Origin of the sequence: Mesorhizobium sp. B2-6-2, from assembly GCF_006440615.1 — a bacterium.
In the GTDB taxonomy this organism is placed as follows: Bacteria; Pseudomonadota; Alphaproteobacteria; order Rhizobiales; family Rhizobiaceae; genus Mesorhizobium.
The window spans coordinates 1,052,944-1,077,997 of sequence record NZ_VFUG01000001.1 but is presented as its reverse complement, the minus strand read 5'-3'; the positions used below and the strand labels follow the sequence as shown (position 1 = coordinate 1,077,997).

At 60.4% G+C, this 25,054-nt stretch carries 24 protein-coding genes and 1 pseudogene; 19 read left to right on the top strand and 6 right to left on the bottom strand.

The window, feature by feature from the left end; all coding sequences use genetic code 11:
• Window positions 1-24: 24 nt before the first annotated feature.
• Both FJ419_RS31095 and FJ419_RS05170 read right to left on the bottom strand, forming a co-directional pair.
• Window positions 25-147, bottom strand: a pseudogene (locus FJ419_RS31095) (ferredoxin); the annotation flags it as partial.
• 41 nt (window positions 148-188) lie between these two features.
• Window positions 189-1,406, bottom strand: coding sequence for a cytochrome P450 (locus FJ419_RS05170; RefSeq protein ID WP_064993533.1), 1,218 nt, complete (start codon window positions 1,404-1,406; stop codon window positions 189-191).
• A gap of 368 nt (window positions 1,407-1,774) precedes the next feature.
• On the opposite strand from FJ419_RS05170, the gene FJ419_RS05165 reads away from it, so the two are divergent.
• Window positions 1,775-1,972 carry a hypothetical protein gene (locus FJ419_RS05165; protein WP_064993534.1) on the top strand — a complete coding sequence of 66 codons (198 nt, stop codon included), beginning with the start codon at window positions 1,775-1,777 and terminating at the stop codon, window positions 1,970-1,972.
• A 689-nt stretch (window positions 1,973-2,661) separates the two neighbouring features.
• On the opposite strand, the gene FJ419_RS05155 is transcribed toward FJ419_RS05165, so the two are convergent.
• Window positions 2,662-3,723, bottom strand: coding sequence for a ChuX/HutX family heme-like substrate-binding protein (locus tag FJ419_RS05155; RefSeq protein WP_064993535.1), 1,062 nt, complete (start codon window positions 3,721-3,723; stop codon window positions 2,662-2,664).
• A 317-nt stretch (window positions 3,724-4,040) separates the two neighbouring features.
• On the opposite strand from FJ419_RS05155, the gene FJ419_RS05150 reads away from it, so the two are divergent.
• The 8 genes from FJ419_RS05150 to FJ419_RS05115 all read left to right on the top strand — a co-directional run bounded on the left by FJ419_RS05150 (window position 4,041) and on the right by FJ419_RS05115 (window position 11,013).
• Entirely contained in the window at window positions 4,041-4,361 is a 321-nt protein-coding gene (locus FJ419_RS05150; protein WP_064993574.1) for an iron-sulfur cluster assembly accessory protein, read from the top strand.
• A gap of 177 nt (window positions 4,362-4,538) precedes the next feature.
• Window positions 4,539-5,756, top strand: coding sequence for a cysteine desulfurase NifS (gene nifS, locus FJ419_RS05145; RefSeq protein ID WP_064993536.1), 1,218 nt, complete (start codon window positions 4,539-4,541; stop codon window positions 5,754-5,756).
• Between the two features lie 68 nt (window positions 5,757-5,824).
• Window positions 5,825-6,799 carry a pyruvate carboxyltransferase gene (locus FJ419_RS05140; protein WP_246679119.1) on the top strand — a complete coding sequence of 325 codons (975 nt, stop codon included), beginning with the start codon at window positions 5,825-5,827 and terminating at the stop codon, window positions 6,797-6,799.
• Between the two features lie 51 nt (window positions 6,800-6,850).
• Entirely contained in the window at window positions 6,851-7,231 is a 381-nt protein-coding gene (gene nifW / locus FJ419_RS05135; protein ID WP_064993537.1) for a nitrogenase stabilizing/protective protein NifW, read from the top strand.
• A 174-nt stretch (window positions 7,232-7,405) separates the two neighbouring features.
• Window positions 7,406-8,254, top strand: coding sequence for an electron transfer flavoprotein subunit beta/FixA family protein (locus FJ419_RS05130; protein WP_013533507.1), 849 nt, complete (start codon window positions 7,406-7,408; stop codon window positions 8,252-8,254).
• Window positions 8,255-8,272: 18 nt separating this feature from the next.
• The gene (locus FJ419_RS05125; RefSeq protein ID WP_064993538.1) at window positions 8,273-9,382 is read left to right on the top strand and encodes an electron transfer flavoprotein subunit alpha/FixB family protein; all 1,110 of its coding nucleotides are present in this window, start codon (window positions 8,273-8,275) and stop codon (window positions 9,380-9,382) included.
• Between the two features lie 11 nt (window positions 9,383-9,393).
• The gene (locus tag FJ419_RS05120) at window positions 9,394-10,701 is read left to right on the top strand and encodes an FAD-dependent oxidoreductase (RefSeq protein WP_064993539.1); all 1,308 of its coding nucleotides are present in this window, start codon (window positions 9,394-9,396) and stop codon (window positions 10,699-10,701) included.
• 12 nt (window positions 10,702-10,713) lie between these two features.
• Window positions 10,714-11,013: a ferredoxin family protein gene (locus FJ419_RS05115; protein WP_064993540.1), complete on the top strand. Its 300-nt coding sequence runs from the start codon at window positions 10,714-10,716 to the stop codon at window positions 11,011-11,013.
• A gap of 164 nt (window positions 11,014-11,177) precedes the next feature.
• Here the strand turns inward: FJ419_RS05115 and FJ419_RS05110 are convergent, their stop codons facing one another.
• A complete protein-coding gene (locus tag FJ419_RS05110) occupies window positions 11,178-11,378 on the bottom strand; it encodes a hypothetical protein (protein ID WP_064993541.1) in 201 nt (66 codons plus the stop codon).
• 393 nt (window positions 11,379-11,771) lie between these two features.
• On the opposite strand from FJ419_RS05110, the gene nifB reads away from it, so the two are divergent.
• From nifB to FJ419_RS30690, 10 genes are all read left to right on the top strand, one after another.
• Window positions 11,772-13,253 (top strand): nitrogenase cofactor biosynthesis protein NifB, encoded by a 1,482-nt coding sequence (nifB, locus tag FJ419_RS05105; RefSeq protein ID WP_064993542.1) that lies wholly within the window; start codon window positions 11,772-11,774, stop codon window positions 13,251-13,253.
• Between the two features lie 31 nt (window positions 13,254-13,284).
• Entirely contained in the window at window positions 13,285-13,479 is a 195-nt protein-coding gene (locus tag FJ419_RS05100; RefSeq protein ID WP_013533512.1) for a 4Fe-4S dicluster domain-containing protein, read from the top strand.
• Window positions 13,480-13,555: 76 nt separating this feature from the next.
• Window positions 13,556-13,873: a nitrogen fixation protein NifZ gene (locus FJ419_RS05095; RefSeq protein ID WP_064993543.1), complete on the top strand. Its 318-nt coding sequence runs from the start codon at window positions 13,556-13,558 to the stop codon at window positions 13,871-13,873.
• Window positions 13,873-14,085, top strand: a complete 213-nt coding sequence (gene nifT, locus FJ419_RS05090; RefSeq protein WP_064993544.1) for a putative nitrogen fixation protein NifT — start codon at window positions 13,873-13,875, stop codon at window positions 14,083-14,085. Before FJ419_RS05095 ends, nifT begins: the two co-directional genes overlap by 1 nt.
• Before the next feature lie 39 nt (window positions 14,086-14,124).
• Window positions 14,125-15,009: an SIR2 family protein gene (locus FJ419_RS05085; RefSeq protein ID WP_064993545.1), complete on the top strand. Its 885-nt coding sequence runs from the start codon at window positions 14,125-14,127 to the stop codon at window positions 15,007-15,009.
• 86 nt (window positions 15,010-15,095) lie between these two features.
• Window positions 15,096-16,958, top strand: coding sequence for an ABC transporter ATP-binding protein (locus FJ419_RS05080; RefSeq protein WP_064993546.1), 1,863 nt, complete (start codon window positions 15,096-15,098; stop codon window positions 16,956-16,958).
• The gene (locus tag FJ419_RS05075) at window positions 16,958-18,856 is read left to right on the top strand and encodes an ABC transporter ATP-binding protein (protein ID WP_064993547.1); all 1,899 of its coding nucleotides are present in this window, start codon (window positions 16,958-16,960) and stop codon (window positions 18,854-18,856) included. The genes FJ419_RS05080 and FJ419_RS05075 overlap by 1 nt, the downstream gene beginning before the upstream one ends.
• Before the next feature lie 1,620 nt (window positions 18,857-20,476).
• Window positions 20,477-20,677 (top strand): hypothetical protein, encoded by a 201-nt coding sequence (locus tag FJ419_RS05065; RefSeq protein WP_064993548.1) that lies wholly within the window; start codon window positions 20,477-20,479, stop codon window positions 20,675-20,677.
• Window positions 20,674-21,195, top strand: coding sequence for a hypothetical protein (locus FJ419_RS05060; RefSeq protein WP_064993549.1), 522 nt, complete (start codon window positions 20,674-20,676; stop codon window positions 21,193-21,195). Before FJ419_RS05065 ends, FJ419_RS05060 begins: the two co-directional genes overlap by 4 nt.
• 46 nt (window positions 21,196-21,241) lie before the next feature.
• Entirely contained in the window at window positions 21,242-21,442 is a 201-nt protein-coding gene (locus FJ419_RS30690) for a hypothetical protein (protein WP_176479567.1), read from the top strand.
• A gap of 418 nt (window positions 21,443-21,860) precedes the next feature.
• Here FJ419_RS30690 and FJ419_RS05050 read toward each other — a convergent pair whose 3' ends face one another.
• Complete coding sequence (locus FJ419_RS05050; RefSeq protein ID WP_064993551.1) at window positions 21,861-22,079, bottom strand: hypothetical protein; 219 nt, start codon at window positions 22,077-22,079, stop codon at window positions 21,861-21,863.
• Between the two features lie 368 nt (window positions 22,080-22,447).
• Complete coding sequence (gene nifA / locus FJ419_RS05045; protein ID WP_064993575.1) at window positions 22,448-24,208, bottom strand: nif-specific transcriptional activator NifA; 1,761 nt, start codon at window positions 24,206-24,208, stop codon at window positions 22,448-22,450.
• Window positions 24,209-25,054 lie beyond the last annotated feature (846 nt).

The window sequence follows — 25,054 nt, the reverse complement described above, 5'->3', positions numbered from 1 at the left end:
ATCTGCCGCAAGCAGTTGCTCCCCATCCGCAACATCAATGTCACCAGGTAGGATGTAGCCCGCCTCATCCAGCTTGAAGACTGCCGGCGCTCGCGCCGAGCATTGCGCATGACCCTGGCACCTGGCTTTGTGAACGATAATGCGCACGGCTACTTCCCACGTCTGTGCCCAGTTCCGGGCGGCCTTGGTCAAGCCCAATCCAGAATCAGATTTTCGATCCCGAACACATGGCCGCCATGGGTGATGGGTGCTGTTGCCTCCTTGATCCGAAAGGGCGGTATGCGCGCCATCCACTCCTCCAGCCCAATGACAATTTCCCGCCGGGCGAGATGAGAGCCAAGGCAACGGTGGGGACCATAGCCAAAGGCGGCGTGGCGGTTGCCCTCTCGCGTCAGATCGACCGTGTTGGGGGCCTCGAATTCCGCAGGGTCACGATTTGCAATCATCGTGGCGCAGGAAACAAAGTCTCCCTTGCGGATCGGCGCGCCTTTGAAATCGATATCTTTCCGTGCCACGCGGATCATCTGAACGCTCGGATAGGCGCGCAGCAACTCTTCGGCTGCGAGCACAATCCGGTCCGGTTCGTTCCGCAGCAATTCCTGATCTTCGAGGTTGCGCGCGAGATAGGCCAAGTCGAAGCCAATGGCTGCAGCGACGGTGTCGAGTCCCGCAACGAAGGTAAGCACGCCAATGCCACGGACCTCCTGGTCCGTCAACCCGCGACCCTCGACCTGTGCATGCACGATGAAGCTCATGAAATCGTCGACGGGCTCTTTGCGGCGCATCGCCGCTAGTTCGTCGATGAACGCCACAATAGTCCGAGCAGCCGCCGGCCGTCTCACATCGTCGCCGTGGAGCAGATCTTTCGCCCAGCCGACAAATGTATCGAGACGGTGATCCGGCAGTCCGAGAAAGCGAAGGAAGATGTTGACGGCGAAGGGAAAGGCGAAATCCTTCATCACGTCGCAGCTCGTGCCCCGCGAGGCGATGCTGTCGATGAGCGTTATCGCTCGCTCGCGGATAGTTGGTTCAAATTCCGCTACGCGCTGTGGCGAAAGCAGCGGATTGAGCAGTGAGCGAAAGACTCCATGGTACGGTGGATCGAGTTCGAGCGGGATCATCGGCCAGTCTTCGCCCAATGCAGATGCGAAGATGCTGCGATGACTGGAAAAGACTTCGGTCTCCTGCAGCACCCGGCGCTGATCTGCCGCCCGAGTGATGACCCAAGTACCCTGTCCGGCCCGCGTGTTCCAAGGCGAATAAAAGATCGGCGGCCCGGCATGCACGCAAGCGACTGCTGCGTGCGGATCGCCGTTGGGCGTCGGGGACATGCCTGGCGAGGTAAAAAGACTGAAGTCGCCCACCATTTCCGGGGGGACATGATCTGGAACCGGGTTGGCTACCATTTGGTCCTCCTGCGTTCAGGCGTTTACGCCGCTGAACTGCGTGACGCACTGCCGACATCGCCTCAGATGACATTGAGCAAATCGCGTGCCGAATAGGGGCACCGTTGGCACCCGCTCATATATCGTCGTGGCGACCCGGTATGGGGCTACGCCTGGTAGGGCTTTCGACATTCTTGTCCGTTCCAGACATCACAACGGTGCGCATAGAAGCTAACGAGGAGCCTGGTGGAAGCTGCCTAAGGATCGAACGAGGTCCCTCCCAGACCGGGTGTCGCTCGGCGGTAGCGAAGCCGCTCGCGAGCGCGCTCTCCACAAGCGCTGTAGGGAGCGAGCGGCTTTGCGGTGGTAATCGACGGTTCGCAGGCAAGGTGGATTTGCTGACAGCGATTGGTTCGCAGGAACGATCACTGACCATGATGAGCCTGCGCGCTCGTGAAGAAGGCTCCGGCCCCGATCCCTTGCTGGTTTGCCGCCGAGCGGCGGAGCTGGAGCTTGGGGCCGCCGACGCCGCCAACGGCGAAAAGAAGGCCTACGTCCGCCGAGGCTATCGCGAGGCCGCAAATTAGCTCTGAAGATTCCGCCCCGACATTCTTCTGCGTCAGGATCACCTCGCCTGGCGGTGACGATCGCCTCGTCGGACAGCTGCTGCCCGCCGGAGAAATCCTCGACCGCACTCGTCGTACCGGCAACCAGGCCTTCGACTGCTGCGTCGCCGCCCCGGGCCGAGAATCTAACCGCCCTGCTCCGATAGCACGAACAGGATGCGCTGGCGTTCTTTGATGATACGGTCTGCTTCGGGCGGCGTTCAGCTTTGCATCCATCTCGCACGCTACCCTTGCGGACTTGGCATTGGACGCCGACGGGCCTTGCCGACCTTATGGATCATTCGAGCACGCCTTTGTGGACCCATCCCTCTGGAAACTGGACGAAGGGACCGATCGATTTCACCTCGACCACTTGATGCCACCCGGCGCCGTACAGGGCCGGGATGTTGGACGTTCGATCGACGTACAGCTGACGCATTAGACCAGGGGCAGCTTCCGGTTCTGGGACATCGCAACGGAACCATCGATGGCTGGCTCGCCACGGGTGTAGCGCCCTGGGGCTGGAGACTACGGTCAAGGCGATCCGCGACGGGTCGCAAAAGACAGCTGTGCTCTCGTTGGCCTCGGCAGGCGCAGAGGTGGTCAGCAGAATCCAGAGTAGCGGCGCGGACGCCGAGCGAAAACGGAAATCAATATGCGTCGGTCCTACCTCAAGCGGCGGTTGAATTGGGAAAGCGCGGCAGGTTCTCGGTCAGTAACCGCCAGTCGTCGCGCTCGGGTTCGCCTTCCCTGCGCGTCCCGAAAAACTGGATGATCATATTGCCGTCGGCGCCATAGGCTTCGAGTGACGTGACGTGGCCGTCCCTGGTCGGCTTGCGCACGGCCCAAACCTCGCGGATGTGCTGGGTCCTGAGATGCAGGTGGAAAGTGGCGTCGAGAACGTTGATGCAAGGCCCGATCTGCCTGACCAACTTGATCGGGCCGGAATGGATCTGGATGCAGCCAGGATTGCCGACAAAGCACATGATCGGCATCTCGTCCTCGGCGACACGATGGAACATGCCGCCAATGGCAGCATTGTCAAGCAGCCAGGCGTAGTCCTGGCCGACCATGCGGACCGCCCGGCGGCGCCTGAGGTTCAGCGTCTTCAGCATGCCGAAGAACTGGTGTACGTCGGTCAGCTGGCTCCAGTGCTCCCGCAGGTCGTCGATGGTAGCGGCTTGGTCCGGAATGTTTGCCTCGTTTTCGGCTGACCTCGTCTTAACCGATACAATCGGCTCCTGGTTCGAGGATTGGAGTTCGTCTGTCAGTCTTTGATAGGCATAGAGGTTTGAGGACGGCCTCAGATGCACCTTGTGCACTGCCTCGCCTGCGGCGTCGAAAAATTGCAGGCTGCGGCGGATCTCCCCGCCTTCGCGTGTCTCGACGGCAAAGCCATGCGCCCACACCTTCGGGAAGATGCGCAGATCAATGTCATTGCCGAGCACCATGGCGTGATGGCTGCCGGTGAGCACCTTGTCGTAGATGCCTATCTTCTCATGCACGGCACTATCATTGCTGGTCAGCGCCATTACCTCGCCGACCGCCTTGAGAGCGGTTAGAACAACATTGACGCGTGGCTCGATGCGCACCGTGCCAAAACCGCAATGTGCCGCGGAGAGCTCCGCTTCCGAGATGCCCAATTGGCCAGCGAGATCGCGGTCGCGGATTTTGGGGCTGTCTTCGCGTGCCCGCCGGATTCTCTCTGGCGAAGGTTTCTCGCGCTGGTGCATGTCTTACCTCTGCTTGCCCATACTGTCGGTCAGGAGCGTTAGTCCTCGCCAAAAGGGAGCCTCAAAACTCGTGCCAATTTGCCGAAGCATCTCGGAAACTGGCTTACGTGCCAGCTCAGCGGGAACTCGGGCCCAGCCCCTGTGGCGGACGCGACAAATCCGACAATACGTGTCGATTGCCGGACGCCTTCGCAGCAATTCCGAACCGGAATCGCGGCAGTGTTAGCGATGTCGCACTGTTCCAGCGCCGCTTTTCCCATTGGCACGGACCATGCATGGTGATCCGCAAAATCGTCACGCACGAGGATAAGCGAGCCATGATTACGCTCACCGACAAGGCCGTTGCCGCGGTCAAGACCGCTCTTTCCGCCGCTACTGACCCCGCGGAAGGCTTTCGCATCATGGTTCAGCCCGGCGGCTGCTCCGGCTTCAAATACTCAATCGGCTTGGAGAGCGTCCCGCGCGAGGGCGACGCGATCCTCGAGACAGATGGGATCAAGGTGTTCTTAGACGCCGGCTCCCAACCGCATGTCGCCGGCATGACCGTCGACTTCGTCACGGGGCTCGAATCCTCCGGCTTTGTCTTCGATAACCCAAACGCGCGAGCGAAGTGCTCATGCGGCAAGTCCTTCAGCTGATCGTCGAAGCAGGAGAGAGGGCCCGGGAGGTGAGCTCGTCGATCGCGACGGCGGCGCCTGTCTAAATCAATTTGTGGGTGCTGCACCGGCTCTGGATCGTCTCGGCTATCAACGGCGGGTGCAAGCGCGATGAATCCTTGCGCTTAACGTCATTCCGCTCGATTGGAGACCACACCCATGACAGTTCTCTATCTCGACAACAACGCAACGACACGGGTCGATCCCGAGGTCGTTCAAGCGATGTTGCCCTTCCTTACGGATCAATTCGGCAACCCTTCGTCGGCGCACGGTCTTGGCACCCTTGCCGGCGCCGCGTTGAGAAACGCGCGGCGGCAGCTGCAGGCGCTGATCGGCGCGGCGTTTGATGACGAGATCACCTTCACCTCGGGTGGGACGGAAAGCGACAACGCGGCCATTCTTTCGGCGCTCGAGGTGATGCCTGACCGGACAGAGATCGTGACGTCCGCCGTTGAACATCCCGCAGTGCTGGCGCTCTGCGCACATCTTGAGCAGACGCGCCGGGTCAAGGTGCACAGGATCCCGGTGGATCACCATGGCCGGCTCGACATTGACGCTTACCGGGCAGCCCTCAGCTCAAACGTGGCAATCGTCTCGATCATGTGGGCCAACAACGAAACTGGTACGATCTTCCCCGTCGCAAAGCTCGCCGAATTGGCGAAGGAAGTCGGCGCCCTTTTCCACACCGATGCCGTGCAGGCGGTCGGCAAGCTCCCCATGGACCTGAAATCGACCGCTATCGACATGCTATCGCTCTCCAGCCATAAATTGCATGGACCGAAAGGCGTCGGCGCACTTTTCCTCAAGCGCGGTGTGCGCTTCCACTCGCTGATCAAAGGCGGTCACCAAGAGAGAGACCGGCGTGCGGGAACCGAAAACACGCCCGGCATAGTTGGGCTCGGCATGGCAGCCGAACTCGCCCTGAAATTCATGGATGATGAGACCACACGGATAAAGTGGCTACGCGACCGGCTGGAGAACGGGATTCTTCAGCGTGTACCAAACACCTTCGTCAACGGCGATCCCTTCGAGCGCTTGCCGAACACCGCAAACATCGCCTTCGAACGTATCGAAGGTGATGGAATCCTGCATCTCCTCAACCGCGTGGGTATCGCCTGTTCCTCAGGCTCCGCCTGCACCTCTGGCTGTGCACAGCCGAGCCATGTGCTGAGGGCGATGAACATCCCACATGGGGCGGTCCGTTTCTCGTTCTCGCGTGACAACGACCAAGACGACGTGGACCGGGTGCTCGAGGTCTTGCCTGCCATCGTGGAGAAGCTGCGCGAGTCCCTCAGTTCTGCGCCGGAAGGGCGGAGTGCCGAAGACCTTCAATGCGGTCCCTGTCTCAGCGCCGGAAGCTCGGGCGACCATTCATGAGAAGTCAGGTCTTTCTCAAGGAGACGACTCTGCGCGAGGGCGAGCAGGCACCCGGCGTTGCCTTCACCGTGGCGGAAAAACTTGAGATCGCTGAGTCGCTTGCAGCAGCCGGCGTCGCTGAGATCAAGATCGGCACGCCGGCAATGGGCGCCGACGAGATCGACGCAATTCGCGCCGTGGTCGCGCGGAGCCTCTCGGTGCGGCTCACGGCCTGGTGCCGGATGACCTCACCGGATCTCGAAGCAGCGATCGAGGGCGCGGTCCGGGCCGTCAATCTGTCGTTTCCTGCATCGAACATCCAACTTGCCACCAAGCTCGGCCTCGATCAGGCGGGAGCGCTCCAGCTTATCGAGCATATGGTCGGGCGCGCAGCCGCCAGCGGCTCCTCCGTCGCCGTTGGCTGCGAGGATGCTTCACGGGCCGACCGGGATCATCTCGGGCGCGTTATCATGATGGCGGCGCGCGCCGGCGCAAGGCGCGTGAGGCTGGCTGGCACAGCCGGCGTTCTCGACCCCTTTTCGACCTTCGAGCTTGTCGCCCAGCTGGCGGCGATCCGCGCCGGCGCGCGCCATGCCTCGGCCACCGTCCTTGGACTCAGCGAGCGCGCGGGCAATGCCGCGCTGGAAGAGGTGGCCGCCGCGTTAGCTGTCCTCCAGCACGCAGATGCTGGCATCGACCTGACCGCATTGCCTGCCCTGGCAGCCAAGGTCGCGCAGGCGTCACGCCGACCGACAGCCGCCACCAAGCCGATCGTCGGGGCTGTGACCTCCAAAACCCTCCGGAGATCAAGGCGCATGATCCGGCCGCGTCTGGCCGATCTCCTCATAGATGCCAGCAACAAGACCTCGGTCCCATTCAGGTCGGAGCCCGGGCAGATCGAGAGCCAATGCGGCAATAATCGAGCCCATCTCGCACTGCTCGGCGCTGCGCATGGCGCCTGTTCGCCACGCCCGGGCACCGGGGTGCCCAGCCTTGCGACCAACCGATTGCCTCGCTGGCTCAGCCCACCTCGTGCATCAAACTGCGGATTTTCGCGGCTGTAGATCAGAGTTTTTCGTATTTGACCCAACAGTTTTCCGACAAGGGAGAATGTAATGACCTGTTCCGCTGACGGCCGTCCCATCGATGTCACCGATATCGTTACGCGACTGAAAGGAGTGTCGGCCGCGGAGGAGTTCTTCTCTGTCCTTGGCGTCTCCTATGATCCGAAGGTGCTCGACGTTTCACGGCTCCATATCATGAAGCGTGTGGGACAATATCTTGCTGAGGAAGATTTCTCCGGTCTGCCCGACCAGGTGATCGCCGCGCGCGTGCGCGCCCTGCTGGAACGGGCTTACGGGGACTTCGCGGTTTCCTCGCCGCTCACGCACCGGGTCTTCAAGGTGCTCAAAGATCACGATCCGGATAAAGCTTGCACGACACGCCGCGCCTTCGTTCCTTTCGATCCCGTCCTGAAGCCGTTCGGCAGGGAATGATCGCGACATAGACGCGACGCGACAATGTCAAGAAGTCGACAAGTTCGGGATCGCAACGGCGCCATCCGTAGTGAGCAGCCCGAAGGGGAACAGGGCCGCAAAGCACTTGGCACGAATGATGCAGCCAAGAACTCGCACCGCCAGCCCGCCGGATAACAGCGTAGAGAAACGCCAATGCACATCGTCGTCAGCATTAAGCAGGTGCCGGACTCGGCACAGATACGGGTCCATCCGGTGACGAACACCATCATGCGCCAGGGTGTGCCGACCATCATCAACCCCTATGACCTATTCGCCCTCGAAGAAGCTCTCAGGCTACGCGACGCTTATGGCGGCGAGGTCACCGTGCTCACCATGGGTCCGCCCATGGCAGAGGACTCCCTGCGCAAAGCGCTTGGCTACGGCGCCGATCGCGCGGTGCTTTTGACCGACCGCTATTTTGCCGGTTCCGACACACTGGCGACATCACTTGCTCTCTCCCAGGCAATCGCGAAGATCGGCGAAACCTTCGGCACGCCGGACGTGGTCTTCACGGGCAAGCAGACGATCGACGGCGACACCGCGCAAGTCGGGCCCGGCATCGCCAAGCGTCTCGATCTCAGCCAACTCACCTATGTCGCGAGAATCGCTACCATCGATCTTGCTGCGCGCGAGATCACGGTGGAGCGTCGTTGCGAGGGCGGGACGCAGACGCTGAAGAGCAAGCTGCCTTGCCTCATCACCATGCTGGAAGGCACCAACGAGATGCGTCGGGGCTCGATCGAAGACGCATTGAGCGCTGCGCGGAGGCAGGTTGTGAAATGGAGTGCGGCCGAGGCGGGCATTGAGGACCTCACCAAGTGCGGCTTGCGTGGCTCGCCGACGGTCGTCAGACGCGTTTTCGCCCCTACGGCGCGGTCGGAAAAGGCAGCGCAAATTGACACGGCCGAGAAGACGCTGCGCGACCTCGCCGACGAACTGATTGTTGCAATTTTCACCCGCCAGCCGGCACTGGAACCGGAACTCGCCTTCGACGGCGCCTGACGGCAAGGAGCAGACCATATGTCGAGCGCGAACCCAGACACTCCCCGCCCGCCCGCCGGCCGTGCCGGGATGACGAAGGAACTGCCCGAGCGTTTCAGGGCCTATCGGCACGTTTGGGTTTTCATCGAGCTTGAACGCGGCCAGGTCCACTCCGTGTCCTTCGAATTGCTTGGTGAGGGCCGCAAGCTGGCAGACAAACTTGGCGTCCAGCTCTGTGGCGTTGTGCTCGGACCGCCGGAAGAAGCCACCCAGAACGCGGTCGCCGAAGCCTTCGCCTATGGCGCCGACCTTGTCTACTTCGTCGAGTCGCCGCTGCTCGCCGACTATCGGAATGAGCCTTTCACCAAGGCGATGACCGATCTGGTTGATACTTACAAACCCGAGATTCTGCTTCTCGGAGCGACCACGCTCGGCAGGGATCTCGCCGGGTCCGTCGCGACGACCTTGCTAACAGGGCTCACGGCCGACTGCACCGAACTCGATGTGGATGCCGACGGTTCGCTTGCCGCGACCCGTCCGACTTTCGGGGGTTCGTTGCTATGCACGATATACACGCTGAACTACAGGCCGCAGATGGCGACGGTGCGACCGAGGGTCATGCCCATGCCGCAGCGGGCGGACAGAGCGATCGGGCGCGTCATCGCGCACAAGCTTTCACTGGCCGAGGATGAGATCGTCACCAAAATCCTCGGCTTCCTGCCGGATAGCCAGTCAGGCACAGCCAATCTCGCCTATGCCGATGTGGTGGTTGCGGGAGGGCTCGGCCTCGGCGGGGCGGAGAACCTGCAGCTTGTGAAGAGTCTCGCGCGAGCGATTGGCGCCGAATTTGGCTGTTCGCGGCCGCTGGTCCAAAAGGGCTGGATGCCGGCGGATCGGCAGATCGGCCAGACTGGCAAGACAATCCGGCCGAAGCTTTACATAGCGGCTGGTATTTCTGGCGCGATCCAGCACCGCGTTGGGGTTGAGGCAGCCGATCTCATCGTGGCCATCAACACCGACCCGAACGCTCCGATTTTCGATTTCGCTCACCTCGGGATCGTCACCGATGCGGTCCGCTTCCTCCCCGCGCTCACCGAGGCCTTCACCCGGCGGCTGTCACCGCACAGCCGCGACAAGCTTGCGAGCTAAGGGAGATCGAGATGATCAACGAAGAATTCGACGCGATTGTCATCGGAGCCGGCATGTCCGGGAACGCAGCTGCTTACACGATGGCAAGCGACGGCTTGAAGGTACTCCAGTTGGAGCGAGGTGAATATCCGGGCTCCAAGAATGTTCAGGGCGCCATCATGTACGCGAACATGCTGGAGAAGATCATCCCGGATTTCCGCGATGATGCACCTCTGGAGCGGCATCTGGTCGAACAGCGGCTATGGGTCATGGACGAGACCTCCCACACCGGGATTCACTATCGGTCGGAGGACTTCAACGAGGTGAGCCCCAATCGCTATACCATCATCCGTGCCCAGTTCGACAAGTGGTTTTCGCGCAGGGTGCGCCAGGCCGGCGCGACGCTTCTGTGCGAGACGACCGTGACGGAACTCGTGCGTGACAACAAGGGCAAGGTGATCGGGGTGCGGACAGATCGGGCTGGCGGAGCGATCTACGCGGACGTCGTTGTTCTTGCAGAAGGTGTCTGCGGGCTGCTTGGCACGCGAGGCGGCCTGCGCAAGATGCTGACGCCCGAAGCCGTGGCGCTGGCCGTCAAGGAAATGCATTTCTTGCCCGAAGAGGTCATTGAGCAGCGGTTCGGCGTCAAAGGGAGTGAAGGCTGCGTGATCGAGGCAGTCGGCACGATATCCCACGACATGGCCGGGCTCGGGTTCCTCTACACCAACAAGGAATCGATCTCACTGGGCATCGGCTGCCTCGTCTCGGATTTCACCGCGAAGATGGAGAGCCCTTACGCCCTCCTGGAGGCGCTAAAAAACCATCCTTCGATCCGGCCGCTGATCGCCGGCTCGGAGGTGAAGGAATACGCGGCGCATCTCATTCCTGAAGGTGGCTACAAGGCAATTCCGCAGCTCTTTGGCGACGGTTGGGTCGTTGTTGGCGATGCTGCGCAATTGAACAACGCCATTCACCGCGAGGGTTCGAACCTCGCCATGACCTCCGGTCGCATTGCGGCTGAAGCTATCATCCAAGTCAAGAGACGCAACGATCCTATGACCAAACGGAACCTCGCCCTTTACAAGACGATGCTGGACGAATCCTTCGTGGTGAAGGACCTGCGGAAATACAAAGACATGCCAGCCTTACTCCATAATAACGCCGCTAATTTCTTCACGACCTACCCGCGGCTAATGTCGAAAGCCGCGCAGAACTTCATGCGGGTCGACGGCACGCCAAAGATCGAGAAGGAAAGGGCTACTACCGCAGCCTTCATCAAGGCGCGATCGCGGTTGGGTCTGGTCAGGGACGCTATCCGCCTGGCATTGGCGTGGCGGTGAGGCACTGACCACATGACAAACCCAGTGACGAACTTGCGTGTAGAGGACAAGCTTTACCAGAACCGCTATCTGGTGGACTCCGGCCGTCCGCATATAAAGGTGCGACCGCACGAGCAACCAAGCGCGAATCTGGTCGCGCTGACCCACGTCTGTCCAGCGAAATGCTATGAGTCGAACGACAAAGGTCAGGTTGAAATCACCGCTGATGGCTGCATGGAGTGCGGCACCTGCCGCATCTTGTGCGAGGCCAGCGGCGAGATCGAATGGAACTATCCGCGCGGTGGCTTCGGTGTCCTCTTCAAGTTCGGATGATCCGCGTTTGCATAGGGCACGTGTGTACTCCTGAAGTTACCACAAGCGCCAACCGCTTCTGGCGCCATCCTCGCAAAGGGGGCGGGTGAACAGTGTGCTTCCAGAATTGAATGAATGCTACTTGGGAGGAGCATTGGACCACAACTCCTGAGTGTTTCCAGGGCTCACATACCGCCGGACCGGGTTAACGAACGCGGCAGGTCAGATACGCTTTGCGCCGACATGACATCGAGATGAAGAAATTCCAGCGTTCTCACGATGTCGAGAACAAGACCATACCCCTGCGCCAGGTGCGCGGGAACTGTCCGTGCCAAGGCCAAGCTGCTCGGGTCTCTGACGATGATCACGCTTTTGATCGCGATCATGAGGAGCCCAGGCGGGCGTCTGGACGAGAGTAAAGGGGAGGCACGCATCTCCCAGCTGGAACCATGCCGACACAGTATGCGGCGACACCTTCACCGCCGATGAGTTCACAGTCGCCGAGATCGACATCTTCGCCGGAGACCGGTCGAGAACGTTGTGCCGAGGCGCTCACGGGTGAAGGGATCGACACGCGATTTCTGTCTCTCAATGATGTCCGGCCGTAGTCGCCTTCCTCACCTTATGCGGCTGCCGCTGTCCGAGGTCCGACAAATTTATGTCGGAGCAGCCTCATGATATCCGACGCGAAAGCCAATTGCCGATCATAGTGCCGCCTTTTGAGTTGGCATTGCGCTTGCGCTTTGAACTGCGACGTTAACCCGCAACGGAGCCGTTCGATGTCCGCACCGGCAATTTCGGTTGAGAGCCTGACCGAGACGAAGCTCTCCGACCAGTTGCTGGCGAGCGCGAATTCGGGTGGCTGCGTATCTACCTCCTGCGGGTCGTCGACAAGACCGGACGATCTGGATCCGGCTGTCTGGGACAAGATCAAGGATCATCCGTGCTTTTCTGAAGAGGCGCATCACTATTTCGCGCGCATGCACGTCGCTGTCGCGCCTGCGTGCAATGTCCAATGCAACTATTGCAATCGCAAATATGACTGCTCCAACGAAAGCCGGCCTGGGGTTGTCTCGGAAAAGCTGACGCCCGACCAGGCGGTACGCAAGGTTATCGCGGTCGCCAACGAAGTGCCGCAGCTTTCCGTGCTGGGCATCGCCGGACCGGGCGATGCCTGCTACGACTGGGAGAAGACAAAGGCGACGTTCGAACGCGTCGTCAGGGAAATCCCCGACATCAAGCTTTGCATCTCTACCAATGGGCTCGCGCTGCCGGACCATGTCGCCGAGCTTGCCGACATGAATGTCGATCACGTGACGATCACCATCAACATGGTCGATCCGGAAGTCGGAGCAAAGATCTATCCCTGGATCTTTTACGACCACCGCCGCTACGTCGGCATCGAAGCCGCCAGGATCCTGCACGAGCGACAGATGCTGAGCTTGGAGATGCTGAGCGCGCGCGGCATCCTCACCAAAATCAATTCAGTGATGATCCCCGGGGTGAACGACCAGCACCTGGTTGAGGTGAACAAGCAGGTCAAGCAGCGCGGCGCGTTCCTGCACAACGTCATGCCCCTGATTTCAGACCCGGCTCACGGCACGTACTACGGACTGACCGGGCAGCGCGGCCCAAATGCAATGGAGATGACGGCTCTTCAGGATCTTCTTCAAGGCGGCGCCAAGCTGATGCGCCACTGCCGGCAGTGCCGGGCAGATGCCGTCGGCCTGCTCGGCGAGGATCGTGGCCAGGAATTCACGATCGACCAGATTCCTGGCGAGCTCACCTATGATGCCGGCAAGCGCGAAGCCTATCGGGAGCTGGTCGCGGACGAGCGCCGTGATCACCTGGCGGCCAGGAGCGAAGCGATTGGAATGGTCAAGGCAGCCGGCTCCGGCAAGTCCCTGGTCGTCGCGGTGGCGACTAGGGGCGGCGGCCGCGTCAACGAACACTTCGGCCATGCCAAGGAATTCCAGGTGTATGAAGCCTCGCCGATAGGTATCAACTTTGTCGGGCACCGCAAGGTTGAGCAGTATTGCCTCGGCGGGTGGGGCGAGAACGACACTCTCGAGTGCGTCATCGCCGCGCTGGAAGGCGTAGACATCGTGCTTTGCGCCAAGATTGGAAACTGCCCCAAGGATAAGTTGGCGGACGCCGGTATCCGAGCAACCGACGCTTATGGCCATGACTATATCGAAACGGCAATCGGCGCGATTTACGCCGCCGAGTCCGGCGTCCCGGCACTCGCGGCGAACGCCTGAGCCGTCTCATTCCACTCGAACAGGAGTCAAAATGGCTTTCAAGATCATCGCATCCCAATGCACGCAATGCGGCGCCTGCGAATTCGAATGCCCGTCCGGTGCGATCAAGTTCAAAGGCGAGAGCTACGTGGTCGAGCCGCAGAAGTGCACAGAATGCCAGGGAGAATTCGACACGCAACAATGTGCCTCGGTATGCCCGGTGCCGAAGACCTGCGTTCCCGCCTGACCCGGCATAGGGCTGCTTCCGGGAAAGCCTGCGCGCCCCATCAACAACTCTGGCCTCAAACAAACAAGGAACCGCCATGCGGCTCGCACGCGAACAGGAGGTCGAAATCCGCAGGCCTCCCCAATTCAGGCCGGGAGAGCGGGTCCGCGCCACTCGTCACATAAAGAATGACGGCACCTATCCTGGCAGGGAGATCGGCGAAAATCTCGTGCGCAAGGGTGAAGAGGGTTATGTGCGCGACATCGGCACCTTTCTACAGCAGTTCTTCATCTATGCCGTCGAATGGATCGACCGTGGCACGGTCGTTGGCATGCGAGCGCGCGAATTGATGAGCCTCGACAGGGCCGACCTTGCCGGTAGGGCCGAAGAAAACGCGAAGCAAGGGACGGCCTGATGAAAGTTATGATCCGCAGGACCGATGCCGGATTGTCCGCGTACGTCCCCAAAAAAGATCTCGAAGAGGCGATTATCAAGTTCGAGAACCAAGATTTGTGGGGTGGGGTCGTAACGCTCAGGAACGGCTGGCGCCTTCTCCTACCCGATCTTCCCCCGAATACGCGTCTGCCGATCACCGTCGAGGCAAGAAAGCTTTCGGACGACGACTGACGTTTCGCCTCAATCAGGAGGCGTGGAGAGGAAACGAGCATGAACACGATCCCGACCTCGGGCCACCTCTTCGTCGTCCGCGACAGTTTTGCCCGAAAGCTGCTTGAGCTGGCCAGACAAGCGCTCATTTCCGATCACGTGATCCCGTATCTCGGTCCGGGTCTGCTGCGGCTAAGCTCAGCGGAGCCGCCTGTACCGTGCACCCCGGAGGCCGTCGCCGCCGCACTCAACACCCGGGCCACAGCTCCCTCGAAGATCCGCACCAACATGTGGTCGGTCGCGCAATTCATCGAGCAGCGCCGGCATCGCCGCACACTTCAAGCCTGGATGGCAGATATATTCGCGGGGCCGACGGCGCCGACGCTCCTCCACAACTGGCTCGCAAAGCTCCCGCTCTCCCTCATCGTCGACAGCTGGTACGAAGGCGCCATGAGGGCGGCGCTGGCTGAGGCCGGCCGAACCGACGTCGCCGAGATACAAGGCGTCACCCGGGCGAACGAAACTCGCGACATTTGGACCAGAACCTACGACTTGTTCGGGACGGAGCTCGAGCCCGGAGCAGCGACAAGGACGGTTCTCTACGCGCCTCATGGCAGTATCAGGCCGGCCGCAAATTTCCTCATAGCCGATTCCGACTATGTCGAAGCCCTGACCGAGATCGACATCCAGACCCCTATCCCTGACGTGGTCAAGGAACGGCGCACCGACCGGGGCTTTTTATTCCTCGGCTGCCGCTTCAACGATCAGATGCTGCGCACTTACGCCAGGCAGATCATGAAGCGCTCAGAAGGCCCACGTTACGCGATAATGGACGGGAAAACGCTGACCAGAAACGAAGCGCGTTTCCTTGGGGCAAGCGGGATCACGGTGATTGACATGCCAGACAGCGATGCCGTGGCGCAACTCGCCGGGTCAACGACTTGAGCCAATGCCCTGGTCAACTTGAGGACTTCGTTGGTGTGAGTCGATGGCTTGTTTTTGAAGGCGCTAAGTTAAGTTAGGGACACACCGTGAGCAGTGATGCTGTTGGCACGACCTCTCTCAAATCGTCCGCGCATGTGAAAGCGGCCGGGTGGGGCCGGGGCTTGAGCACGCTGCTGCGCATCACGCGCATGAATCTGAGGCATCCGGGCCAAGCCGCGCTTGCGATCGGGTCGACTATCGCAGCCGTAATCCTGCAGGTGCTCATTCCCCAGCTTCTCGGCGACGCTATCGACCAGACCAAGGTAGTCCTCGGGGGCGGTGCCACGGGGGCGGCTGCAGAACAAGCGCTGTGGGTTCCGGCTCTCCTGCTGCTCGCCGCGAGTACGCTACGCGGCCTTTTCACGATGGCGCAAAACTATTTTGCCGAGGCCGTCGGACATCACGTCGCGTACGAACTGCGGCTGGCTTTTTACGACAAGGTCCAGCGCCTCAGCTTTTCCTTTCACGACCGGGTGCATTCAGGCGACCTGATCACCCTCGGCATCCTCGATCTCGATGGTGTGCGGATGTATTTTTCCACCGCCCTGGTTCGCTTGCTTCTGCTCACCATGCTGATCGGGATCGGCGGCTACAGGATGATCTCAACCGACACGCTGCTCGGTTTCATCGCGCTGAGCTTCGTGCCTTTCGTAGCCTGGCGATCGTCGATCACGCAGGTCAAGCTACGCGCCATCTGGCTCAACCTGCAGGAGCGGCTTTCCGTCCTCGGCCGTGTGATGGAGGAAAATCTGGCGGGTATCCGCGTTGTCCGGGCCTTTTCGGCACAGGCCTACGAGATGGCAAAGTTCGACCGCGCGTCGAAAAACGCGCTCGAAGTCGCTCACCAGCAGGTTGACGTGTACGTGCCAAATACGTCGGCGATGACCCTGGCCTTCTTTCTCGCCATGGGGTTGGTCCTCTGGATCGGTTGCAACAAGGTCATCGTCGGCCAGATCAGCGTTGGGACGCTCACCATGTTCCTGGCCTTCATGACGATCCTGCAAATGCCCGTCCGGCAGATTGGCCTGATGGTCAACGGCTTCGCCCGCGCTTATACTTGCGGTTCGCGCCTCTTCGGTCTGCTCGATCAGGACAATACGATCAGGGATGTTCCCACCGCCCGACCACTTGAGATCGGTGAAGGCACTCTGCGCTTCGACAATGTCTCGTTTGCATATCCCGGCACCGGAAACCGGGCCGTTCTTGAGAATGTCACTTTTTGTGCCCGTAGGGGCGAGACGATCGCGATCGTGGGTCCGCCGGGTTCGGGCAAATCGACAATCGCTCACCTGATCCCCCGCTTTTACGACGTCACTGGGGGCGCCATCATGCTTGACGGGCAGGACATCCGTGGGGTCACCCTCGCCACGCTTCGCAAGGCGGTCGCTGTCGTACAGCAGGATGCATTCCTGTTCACTACCACGATCGAGAACAACATCGCTTATGGCGACCCTTGGGCAAAGGAACAGCGGATCGAGCGCGCTAGCGAATCCGCCCAGTTGCACAACTACATCCTGGGCCTCCCCGCAGGTTACAAGACGGTCGTCGGCGAACGGGGCACTTCTCTGTCAGGGGGTCAGCGGCAGCGCCTCACCATAGCTCGCACCATGATGTTGCGTCCATCAGTCGTCATTTTCGACGACTCAACGGCCGCGATCGACGCCGCCACCGAACAGCGCATTCGCGTGGCGATACGGCGTTTCGCCAAGGATAGGGTGACGATCATCATCGCCCACCGGCTAAGTTCGCTCAAGCACGCCGACCGGATCCTGTTTGTCGACAACGGCAAGATCGTGGAACGTGGTACCCATCAAGAGCTTTTGGCCAAGCAAGGACGCTACAAGGCCCTTCATGATCTGCAGTTGCGCCCGGGAGATGACATTGTGACGAAGTATAGGGGCGCGCCCTGATGGCCCAGGAGCACGCCAGCGAAATCGAAATCGAACCCAATGACGGCGGCAGACGTCCCCCGCGCGCGGTCGTCGGTTCCCATCGCGCCGAGGAGGAGATGTTCGGCCGGGCCTTTGACCAAAAGATCGTTCGGCGCATCTGGGCCTTCGTTCGTCCCTACCAGGCCACGGCAGCCGTCTCCGTCGCCGCATTACTGATTTTCACTGGCACGCAGCTTCTCATCCCGCTGATCATCCGCTACGCGATCAACGAGGCCATAACCCCGGCAGGCGTTGATCGCTCCGCACTGCTTGAGGCCGCCGGCGCGTTTGCGCTCGCCATTCTGGTTAATTTCGGCGCCGCTTACGCACAGGAAGCCGTGATCGGGAAAATGGCCGGAAACGTCCTCTTCGACATCCGCCGCGCCATGTTTGCGCATCTGCAGATGGTATCGCTCTCCTTCATGGACAAGACCGAGATCGGACGCCTGATGTCCCGCCTCCAAGGCGACGTCAACTCTATCCAGGAATTCCTCGAAAGCTCAATCTACTCTGTAGGCGACATAACGCTTCTCTTCGGCATCATTGTCGTTATGCTGTGCGTCAACTTCAGGCTCGGCCTTCTGACGCTCTCTGTCTTGCCGGTCCTGTTGGTTATCCGCATCGTCTGGCTGCCGCGTGCTCGCGACGCCTTCACTGCTGCACAAGACACCAATTCAGTTGTTAACGGCGCGTTGGCCGAAGCCATTCACGGCGTGCGCACCGTTCAGTCCATGGACCGCCAGCAGGTAAACTTCGCATTGTATGACGACAAGGCACATGCTGACCTCACAACCCACCTGATCGCTGCCAGGTATACACAGATAATGGTGCCGATCGTGGATGGCCTCACAGGCCTCGCCATGGCTGTCGTAATTGTGGTCGGCGGCTCCATGAATGGTCCCATCGAAGTAGGAGCGTTGGTTGCCTACATATTCTATATCCAACGCTTCTTTGACCCAATTCGTTCACTTACCCTGCAATATTCGGTCATGCAGAGAGCGATGGCCTCCGGCAAGCGCCTGACCGAGGTGCTGGACGTCCAGATCGAGGTGCAGGACAAACGCGACGCGCGGGTACTTTCGGCGGAAATGGACTGCTCGGTTGAGTTCAGGAACGTTACGTTCGGCTACGATCCCAACCATCCGGTGCTGAGCAACGTATCTTTCGAGGTCAATCCCGGCGAGACCGTCGCCTTGGTCGGGCCGACCGGCTCTGGTAAATCGAGCGCAATGGCCCTCGTCCACCGCTTCTATGATGTTCAGCAAGGCCAGGTGCTGGTCGGCGGACGCGATGTGCGCGACCTCACCCAGGAATCCCTCGGCCTCCAGATCGCCATGGTACTGCAGGAACCGTTCCTGTTCACCGGGACAGTCTTCGAGAACATCCGCTATCACAAGACCGAGGCCACGCGCGACAGGGTGATCGAGGCCGCTAAGGTGGTCGGAGCCCACGACTTCATCACGAGCCTTCCCAACGGGTATGAAACCCAGCTCGGCGAACGCGGCGGCAACCTTTCTCTCGGCCAGCGTCAGCTTGTCAGTTTCGCCCGCGCTCTTGTTGCCGACGCCAAGATCCTGGTTCTTGACGAGGCCACCGCCAACATAGACAGCTACACGGAAATGTTGATCCAGAAGGCTCTGAGAAAACTCCTGGAAGGCCGCACTGGCCTCGTCATCGCTCACCGGCTCGCCACAATCCGCTATGCCGATCGGATCATCGTACTTCAGAACGGCCAGGTTATCGAGACCGGCAACCACGACAAACTGATGGCTATGGGCGGGCTCTATTCCAAACTGTACGATCTGAACTACTCATCCTTCGACGACATTCCCAAAGAGGAAGCTGATGCGACCGTAAAAGCCGCCTCTCGTACCTGATGCAAGCATCGCCGGCAGTATCCGCTTTAGGCGCGTCGGCGAACGCCGCGGATGAAGCGGGCAGAGAAAACCACTCGCACTCAAGGAAGCCAACCGCGTGACGGCCGTATGATGAGCGGGATAACCCTAATCCGTTTCCAATCAGACGAACGCTGCCTCGCCTCCAGCAAGCCCTGGACAAGAAGCCGTGCGAACGAGACCGATCCAGAAAACGGCGGCAACCATCTGCCTCCAAGCGTTGAAGAAACGCTGTAGACCTGACGCAGGGCCATAAGCCCCGACGGGTGGGCAACTGTCCAGCGGATGATGTTTGATCTGCGGTCACTTCAGGTTTTTCCTCGGTAGCATACTGTCCCGCAACAGCGTGTGGCTCTGGTCGAGGCAAACCGGCTGCCGCGCGCCGAGCGTGTGGCATCGACGGTCCACGCTTCCAAGATCCCACCTCTTCCTGCTCCACACCAAGGCTCGCAAAAATCGTATCAACTCACCCATCGACCCGACATTCGTTTCCAGCGGTTAGCCTAAGCCCTAGACAAGAAAGTGCCTGAACGAAGAGGTTTGTCGCGGACCCGACAATCCGACACTCCGTGTCGGATGGCGATCATAGACCGCTATCGTACTCGGATACCGGAAAAGTGGGGCAGCGAGTGGGACGCGATTGAGCACGAGACCGCTGGAGGCCATTCGGCCTAGAGTCGGTTCGGCAGCCATTGATCCCGCGGACCCGGCGCCCAGCCGTCTGGTGCAAGGCACCTCCCCGCTGTTTGTGGGAGCGTAATCGACGAACCCGCGACCAGTCTACGTTCGCCCCAGTCGCGTTCCAGTAGCCGCGTCGCTCAACCATCATTGCCGAAGCTGGCCGTCTTCGCCGTGTTCATCGCCAGTTTCTAGGTTCTGCCTGCTGGACACTCGACACAGCCGTCAGCCAATATCGAGGCCAGCCCGCCTTTTCCAAGTTCGGCGACGGCAGGCTACGTCTCACCGGGATGAGGCCGGCAAGTCTGCGGGCGTCAGCGTGAGAACTCATTTTCGGGCATAGTTCGAGCACTCCTTCGCAAGATCGCGTCAATCCAGCAGACGGCACGTGTTGTGCAGCATCGGCGAATGCGGTCCGACTACCGGCCTTTCGTTAAGGGCGGGGCGTTCCCGACCATGGCAGGAGCACCAATTGCGCTATCCGCTCGCCTTTTTCCTCTCGAGTGCCGCAGATGCGATCGCTCCGTCTCGCCGGCGTCTCCATCTAAATGCTGGGCGCGAGCTGACGATCTCGCGCAAGCAGGCGCTCGCTTTTCTGGCCGATCCCGACGCCTATCTCACCGGAAACCGCTGTGAGCTCGATGATACCTCAGCGCTACGAATACGAGACCTTCGGGGCACGGCACATCCCCTCGCGCAACGTGGCCACGGCGCTCTGGCCTCCGCCAGCAAGGGCCAACTCAGATAGCACCCCAGAGACGAAAACCACGTGAACCTGCACACGCGCCAGCCGGCGACGACTGCGCAATCGACAAGTGACCTGCACGCCCGGCATTTTGCTGTTGTCGGCGCTCTCCTTGGCACGAGGATTGCGTGACCGTTACCGAAATAGCAAGGAATTCGAAACCGTTAGCAGGAGTAAAGATGGATACCGCACAATTGGACCGGGAGATCCACAAGATCGCCAACCAATGCGTGACCGAGGCCAGGGCAGTCGTCAAGAATCGAGGGCTCCAGCCCCAGGAACTAACCGCGAAAACGGTCGCTGCCGGCGTCGACACTGTCGAGATCGTACGCTCGGCCGACGCGGCCATGAGCAAGGTTGACGAGGGGACGTGGCTGTGACGACGATCGCCTACAAACACGGCGTAATGGCCGCCGACAGCCGTGCCTACGGCGCCGGCCTGGGGTCAATCGGCTCCAAGCTCAAAATCCGCCGTCTTCCGGATGGACGCCTGATTGGCGCAACGACTCCCCAGGTTGGCGCCGGTGAGGCCATTCTGGACTGGTACGCCGCTGGCGCTGACGTTCACAACACGCCAGAGGGTGTAAAAGGCTCCAACGTCGGTCTGCTGGTCGTTCATCCCGACGGGCGCGCTCAAGTGGCGTCTGGCGCCTGGACACTGACCGGCATGCTCGAAAGCCCCTATTTTGTTGTCGGCAGCGGCTCCCATTACGCGGAGGCCATTCTCGAATCCGGCGGGACCTCACAGCAGGCTGTAGAGATCGCCTGCAAGTTCGATTCGCACTCCGGGCTCCCGGTCGTGTCCCTGATGCACGGAGCGCCCTGCCCTTCCCCGCGCCACCCCAGGCGGGCCAAGTGGCTGTCGTGGGTCGGCAGGAGGTTCAAGATTTCGGGCTAGTTATCGTCGCAGCTGCCGGCCGTGACAATAGGATGAAGGGAGTCTGATGGGGTACAAACCAACGCGGCACAAGCCGCGCGAGGCAGCCCTGATCCGCTTGATCATCAACGGGTTCGGCGGCCCAGCGCCGGCGCCGCTAGTAGCGATCGCGCTGCTGGCGACGTCGGCCATCCAGTTCGCCGGCGTACCGGTCTCAGTCGTGGCGCTATTGTTCTTGCGCCGCCAGCTGGAGGAATCTTTCAGTTAAGGCCCCGAGGCGTTGCTTCAATCACTCTGTAGACAGTGGTCGGGTCTTCGCCTGGATCAGGAGTTCGCGTGACTCGTCGGACATCGCAGCTGTGAGGGTCACCCTTCGTGCGTACCCTGTGTTTGGCATTGACGAGACCTTTCCCTTGCCGGCGCAAGCAACGTCGTCAGATGAATGACCAACATCAGGCGTGAATCAGCAAGAGCGGGCAAACCACACCAGCGGCTTCTGAGGACCGCGGACACCTTGCGCTTGTCGGACATGACCTGGACGAAAGCGGACACACACGGAGCATTGTCGATCCAGACATGGACGAATCCCGCCGATGCCGAGGAGGCGATTGACTACGCCCGTTTGCCGCCGGTGATGCGATGTCCGACGAGGCCAAGGCCGGCCCAGCTCTTGATGTCGAGATGAACTACTTCGCCGGGATGCTCCCGCTACCGGGCGCCTGGGACCCGGCTCCGACGCACCGAACCTGTTCAGGCCCAAACCGCCAGTCGGCCGCTGCAACGATCCATTGCTCTGCGATCACCGATCCATCGTACAAGTCCTCGTCAATAAGGTGTGCGGCCTGCCAAGGGTTCTCTTCGATCTTGGTCGGCACGCCCTTCCAGATTTTCCTTTCAAAAGACATCGTGGGCTCCTGCGAAAAGGCGGGCCCGCAATTTAAAGGCGGGCCCGCAATTTACAGGAGTCTTTAGCATGGACGTGTTCTACACCAAAAAGGATAGCGAGCGCACAGAGCTCATATCGGGTGGTAGCACCGGTCACCGGTTCCTCGTTCTATTTTGCTTTACATAACGGCCACCTGTCGTTGGGGCCAACCAGGTCGAAACAGCTTGAAATTGGCCTCCTGCCCGCCAATCTCATTGCTAGGTAGCAAAGCGTCATGGCCCCATGTTCTTGCCTGGGTCGATCGAATCGAAATGGCGACGCGGGGACCCCACATCGCTCGTCTCAAGGCGCCAAAGCACCAAGGCTTCATCTGGTTCGGTTGATTCTTCACAGACGTTTGATCTCAATGCCGTATTTCCTCAGCGTGTAGCCAATCTGGCGCGGCGTCAGTCCAAGCAGGCGTGCCGCCTTTGCCTGGACCCAGCCACATCTTTCCATGGCCGCGATGACAGCTTCAGCACCGGTCGTTCTCGTACCGTTCAAGTGAGCTATCCTGCTGAGTGGCGGCTCCCCTGTAGTCTCAGGCGGGACTGCGACGGAGGGAGACGTACCGGCAGCAGCCGGCGTTATGGCCGCACCCCCTGGCGCCGGCAACATCGGACGCGATTGCAGCGCCAGGCTGACGGATCTGACCTTATGCAGCGCCGCTGCGAAGCATTGGCCTTGGCAGCATGCAAAGTCGCCTCTCCCTATCGATGCCCCCATCGCCAGAACGGCTGTCCGATACACGCAGTTCTGGAGCTCGCGAATGTTGCCGGGAAAATCACAGTTCATCAGCACTTCAACCGCACCGGGATCGAGGGTCATCGTAACGCCGTTCTCATCATTGAAATTTTTGAGAAACTCGGCTGCGAGGAGCGGAATATCACTGCGCCTTTCGCGCAGCGCCGGCACCCGCACCGTAAACACATTGATGCGGTAATAGAGGTCCTCCCGGAACTCATTTCTGGCAACTGCCTCTTCCAGGTTCTTGTTCGTGGCAGCGATGATCCGAACATCGACTTTGACGGTCTGGTTGCCGCCGACGCGCTCGAACTCCTGCTCCTGCAGCACACGCAAGAGCTTTGCCTGGAACGATGGCGAGATCTCGCCGATCTCGTCCAGGAACAGCGTCCCTTTGTCGGCGAGCTCAAAGCGCCCCTTGCGCGAGTTGAACGCGCTTGTGAATGCGCCCTTCTCGTGACCGAACAATTCGGATTCCAGGACTGTCTCGGATAGCGCAGCGCAATTGACCTTGATGAAGGGGCGTTTGGCGCGCGGCGACAAATCATGGAGGGCCTTGGCGACCTTCTCCTTCCCGGTACCCGACTCGCCTCGCAACAGAACCGCAATCTTGAGCTTGGCTACGACCTGGATATTCTCAATCAGATCGCGAAACGGCAAACTGTCGCCAATCATCCCCTCGATGTGAATCTTGTTACGCTGCCGCGCCGGTTGGTTCTGCTTTGGCTGCAAGTCGTGCTGGGCCATGGGTTGCTGGCGACCGCCCCCTAGGGAGCGACGAAACTTGACTGTCTGACCTACCAAATTAGCGATTTGGTTGAGCAGATAGAGGTTGTGATCGAGCCAAGCTCTTGGGTCTTCGCCCAGTACGTGGTCGATGGTCAGTGTGCCCACGACATCCGCATCGACGCGAATGGGAACGCCGATGAAGGACACTGCTGCGTTGTTGGAGACCCCGAGCACGTCCGTGTCGGCGGCGGTGAAAGCCGAATGAAAGGCGATGTTCTCGGTGACCAGGGGCGTGCCCGCCCTCATAATGTGGTCGATCGCGTTCCGCGGCACACGGCGGCTCTCGCTCGAGCCGGCGCCGAAGATTTCCAGTTCGCCATGACTGTTTAAGAGAGAGATGATGCCGTGCCGCATCGGCAGAAACGATCGCAGAATATCTACGACCTTTGTCAACGTGACATCGAGCGCGGAGGGGGCGGCAAGTGCTGTAGTAAATATTTCCACTACGCCGGCAAGCTCGCTCTCACGTGACGGCAGAGTAGCGGATTCCATTTTGGCGTCGTGAAGCGATGGGCAGCATGACGGCGTCTGCTCAGCACTTTCTTCAGATTGGCGATTGTTGTCATGATTTAGCATGTCATCCTCCATTCCGGGCCGCGACAGCAACGCCGCGCCATGTGGGCCTGCGACGTCGCCGGGCGTAGAGGCCCTGGTCAAATGGCATCGGCGCCCCAGCCACCGTTGGCCGGGACCGGCATGAGTTTCTTCGCCCCGTAGGCCGCCGCAGATTGGCGCACTTGCTCGCGCGTCGGAGCCACGAGTGCTTGGGACGTCGATAGAAACAATCGTGACGCGGGGTTGGCGGCAGCACGCCGGAGTTCCGCAGGAGGCATAAGACGAAAAGTAGGTCTCGGTTTTTGGCTTCGGTCAGGGTCCGATGAAAGGCAGGCACGAAAAATGCGGGAGGCGATGCTCGATGCATAGCTGGACTATCCTTAGTGAATCGGGGCGCTCTACAGGCTCTTCCGGTGGCCACCACTGCTGCTCGGAACGAGATGGGCAGTCAACAGCTGCTCGGAACGATGTGGCCAATCAACCGAACTTCCTTGCATTTCTGAAAGGATGAGAGAGGCTATGATAGAATCCATCATTCAGATTCTAGGAGATCGATGGGAACGGCAAAGATGTTTGCCCCGGCGTCTCGAGGGTGCCTGGCGCGCTGAGCGAGCCGACGCATTTGCGCGCTTCTATCGCCGGCAATCGCTGCCGACGTCCTCCTGGTTCCGGCTCGCTGAGTGACCGCGACAATCGTTCATTCCTCGCTATTTGATGCCATTCCCACGAGAGCAGGCTGGCGCGTGCCATGGCGCGAAGTTGTCGTCGTGCGGGCTTCAGTGTTCGTGCTGCAAAGCATCTCCTCAATCACACGGTTGCGCCAGGACCCGCGGGATCAATCGGTCTGTCGACGGCCCCTTCGAGACG